We start from the raw sequence: 3,408 nt of genomic DNA, 5'->3' as shown, positions 1-3,408 counted from the left end.
GAAGCACGCCGGCGGCATCGGTCTGTCGTACTCCCGCATCCGCTCGCGGGGTTCGCTGATCCGCGGGACCAACGGGCACTCCAACGGCATCGTGCCGTTCCTGAAGACCCTGGACGCCTCCGTCGCAGCGGTGAACCAGGGCGGCCGGCGCAAGGGCGCGGCCGCGGTCTACCTGGAGACCTGGCACTCCGACATCGAGGAGTTCCTGGAGCTGCGGGACAACACCGGCGAGGACGCCCGCCGCACGCACAACCTCAACCTGGCGCACTGGATCCCGGACGAGTTCATGCGCCGGGTGAACGCCGACGGGCAGTGGTCGCTGTTCTCCCCCTCGGACGTGCCCGAGCTGGTCGACCTGTGGGGCGAGGAGTTCGACGCCGCCTACCGCAAGGCCGAGGCCGCCGGGCTGGCCAGGAAGACGCTGCCCGCGCGGGAGCTGTACGGCCGGATGATGCGCACCCTGGCCCAGACCGGCAACGGCTGGATGACCTTCAAGGACGCCGCCAACCGCACCGCCAACCAGACCGCCCTGCCCGGCAACGTCGTCCACTCCTCCAACCTGTGCACCGAGATCCTGGAGGTCACCAGCGACGGTGAGACGGCCGTGTGCAACCTCGGCTCGGTCAACCTCGGCGCCTTCGTGCGCGGCGGGGACATCGACTGGGAGCGCCTGGACGAGACCGTCCGGACCGCCGTGACCTTCCTCGACCGGGTCGTGGACATCAACTTCTACCCGACCGAGCAGGCGGGCCGTTCCAACGCCAAGTGGCGTCCGGTCGGCCTGGGTGCGATGGGTCTGCAGGACGTCTTCTTCAAGCTGCGCCTGCCGTTCGACTCCCCCGAGGCGAAGGCGCTCTCGACGCGGATCGCCGAGCGGATCATGCTCGCCGCCTACGAGGCGTCCGCCGACCTCGCCGAGCGCAACGGCCCGCTGCCCGCCTGGGAGCAGACCCGCACCGCCCGCGGCGTGCTGCACCCCGACCACTACGACGTCGAGCTGACGTGGCCCGAGCGCTGGGACGCCCTGCGCCGGCGCATCGCGGAGACGGGCATGCGCAACTCGCTGCTCCTCGCGATCGCGCCGACGGCCACCATCGCGTCCATCGCCGGCGTGTACGAGTGCATCGAGCCGCAGGTGTCCAACCTGTTCAAGCGCGAGACGCTCTCCGGTGAGTTCCTCCAGGTCAACTCCTACCTGGTGCAGGACCTGAAGGATATCGGCGTCTGGGACGCCCGTACCCGCGAGGCCCTGCGCGACTCCAACGGCTCCGTGCAGGAGTTCCGCTGGATCCCCGAGGAGGTGCGCGCGCTGTACCGCACGGCCTGGGAGATCCCCCAGCGCGGCCTCATCGACATGGCCGCCGCCCGTACACCGTTCCTCGACCAGGCCCAGTCGCTGAACCTGTTCCTGGAGACGCCGACCATCGGCAAGCTCTCCTCGATGTACGCCTACGCCTGGAAGTCCGGCCTGAAGACGACGTACTACCTGCGCTCGCGGCCCGCGACGCGCATCGCCCGCGCCGCCCAGGGCCAGGCGCAGGCCGCCAAGCCCCTCCCCGTGCAGCAGGTCGCCGAGCCCGACGCGATCGCCTGCTCCCTGGAAAACCCCGAGTCCTGCGAGGCCTGCCAGTAATGACCAGCCGCACCACCAACCTGCTCGACCCCGGCTTCGAGTTGACTCTCCGCCCCATGCGCTACCCCGACTTCTACGAGCGCTACCGGGACGCCATCAAGAACACCTGGACCGTCGAGGAGGTCGACCTCCACTCCGACGTCGCCGACCTCGCCAAGCTCACCCCCGAGGAACAGCACCTCATCGGCCGCCTCGTGGCCTTCTTCGCCACCGGCGACTCCATCGTCGCCAACAACCTGGTGCTCACCCTCTACAAGCACATCAACTCCCCCGAAGCCCGCCTCTACCTCAGCCGGCAGCTCTTCGAGGAAGCCGTCCACGTCCAGTTCTACCTGACCCTGCTGGACACCTACCTGCCCGATCCGGAGGACCGCGCCGCCGCCTTCGCCGCCGTGGAGAACATCCCCTCCATCCGCGAGAAGGCCGGGTTCTGCTTCAAGTGGATCAACGAGGTCGAGAAGCTCGACCGGCTGGAGACCCAGGCCGACCGCCGCCGGTTCCTGCTGAACCTGATCTGCTTCGCGGCCTGCATCGAGGGCCTCTTCTTCTACGGCGCCTTCGCCTACGTCTACTGGTTCCGCAGCCGCGGCCTGCTGCACGGCCTCGCCACCGGCACCAACTGGGTGTTCCGCGACGAGACCATGCACATGAGCTTCGCCTTCGACGTCGTCGACACCGTCCGCAAGGAAGAACCCGAGCTCTTCGACGACCAGCTCCAGCAGCAGGTCACCGACATGCTCAGGGAGGCCGTCGAGGCCGAGCTGCAGTTCGCGCGTGACCTGTGCGGCGACGGCCTGCCGGGCATGAACACCGACTCCATGCGGCAGTACCTGGAGTGTGTCGCCGACCAGCGCCTCACCCGCCTGGGCTTCGCCCCGGTCTACGGCTCCGAGAACCCCTTCTCCTTCATGGAGCTGCAGGGCGTCCAGGAGCTGACGAACTTCTTCGAGCGCCGCCCGTCGGCGTACCAGGTGGCCGTGGAGGGCACGGTCGACCTGGACGAGGACTTCTGAGCGACCGCCGCCTCCGGCTCCCCGGCGCCGCCCGTCCGCACGGCCCAGGCCGTGCGGCCCCGGGCGGCGCCGTCCGTCGTGCCGGGAGCGCCGGGGCCGTCAGGCGGGGCGGGCCGCGCCGTGACGCCTCGTGCGGGGCCGGTCCTGAGGGGCCGGCTCGGCGTGCGGCCCCGGCTGCCGGGCGGCCTGCCTGAGCTGCCGGTCGATGCGCCGCTCGCGCAGGGCACCGAGCAGGGAGGGCAGGATCAGGAGGACCAGGATCCCGAGGGTGGTGAGCATTCCGATCAGGCCTTCGATCTGGTTTCCGTTCATGCACACCACTGTCGCGCCGGATGCTCCTTACCGGCAGTGGCAGTACTGCCGTGGACCCTCGAATTACTGCCAACGGTGGGGCACACTGGCCGCATGCTGAAGAACGTGGCCGCCGTGCTGCTGAACGGGGTGCACCCCTTCGAGCTGGGTGTCGTGTGCGAGGTGTTCGGCATCGACCGCAGCGACGAGGGGCTGCCCGTGTACGACTTCGCCGTGGTGTCGGCGGAGGGGCCCGAGCTGAGCACGCACTGCGGGTTCACCGTGTCCACGCCGTACGGCCTGGACCGGCTCGAGGAGGCCGACCTGATCGCCGTACCGGCCGGGGAGACCTATGCGGAGCGCGAGTATCCGCCGGAGCTGCTGGCCGCGCTGCGGCGGGCCGTGGACCGCGGCTCACGGGTGCTGAGCGTCTGCTCCGGGGTGTTCGTGCTGGCCGCGGCCGGGCTGCTG

4 protein-coding genes are annotated in these 3,408 nt (G+C 69.9%); 3 read left to right on the top strand and 1 reads right to left on the bottom strand.

All coding sequences use genetic code 11. The annotated features are described in order from the left end of the window. Positions 1–1,633: ribonucleoside-diphosphate reductase subunit alpha (locus IE312_RS13685; protein WP_229899684.1), on the top strand; the 1,633-nt coding region annotated here is incomplete at its 5' end. Then, positions 1,633–2,646, top strand: a complete 1,014-nt coding sequence (locus tag IE312_RS13680; RefSeq protein ID WP_189981529.1) for a ribonucleotide-diphosphate reductase subunit beta — start codon at positions 1,633–1,635, stop codon at positions 2,644–2,646. The genes IE312_RS13685 and IE312_RS13680, both read left to right, overlap by 1 nt. Before the next feature lie 99 nt (positions 2,647–2,745). On the opposite strand, the gene IE312_RS13675 is transcribed toward IE312_RS13680, so the two are convergent. Continuing rightward, entirely contained in the window at positions 2,746–2,958 is a 213-nt protein-coding gene (locus IE312_RS13675) for a hypothetical protein (RefSeq protein ID WP_229899682.1), read from the bottom strand. Between the two features lie 93 nt (positions 2,959–3,051). Between IE312_RS13675 and IE312_RS39895 the strand changes: the two genes are divergently transcribed. Beyond that, positions 3,052–3,408 (top strand): DJ-1/PfpI family protein (locus IE312_RS39895; RefSeq protein ID WP_370467553.1); only part of this gene is annotated, 357 nt, incomplete at its 3' end.

This window comes from Streptomyces capoamus (assembly GCF_014654935.1).
GTDB classification, from domain to species: domain Bacteria; phylum Actinomycetota; class Actinomycetes; order Streptomycetales; family Streptomycetaceae; genus Streptomyces; species Streptomyces capoamus.
Note: the sequence above shows the minus strand (reverse complement) of the source record. Positions and strands in the feature narration are given on the sequence as shown.

What these genes read in the sequence shown, in the direction of transcription:
- IE312_RS13675 (WP_229899682.1), bottom strand. Translation starts at nt 2,958, where the DNA reads ATGAACGGAAACCAGATCGAAGGCCTGATCGGAATGCTCACCACCCTC.
- IE312_RS13680 (WP_189981529.1), top strand. Translation starts at nt 1,633, where the DNA reads ATGACCAGCCGCACCACCAACCTGCTCGACCCCGGCTTCGAGTTGACT.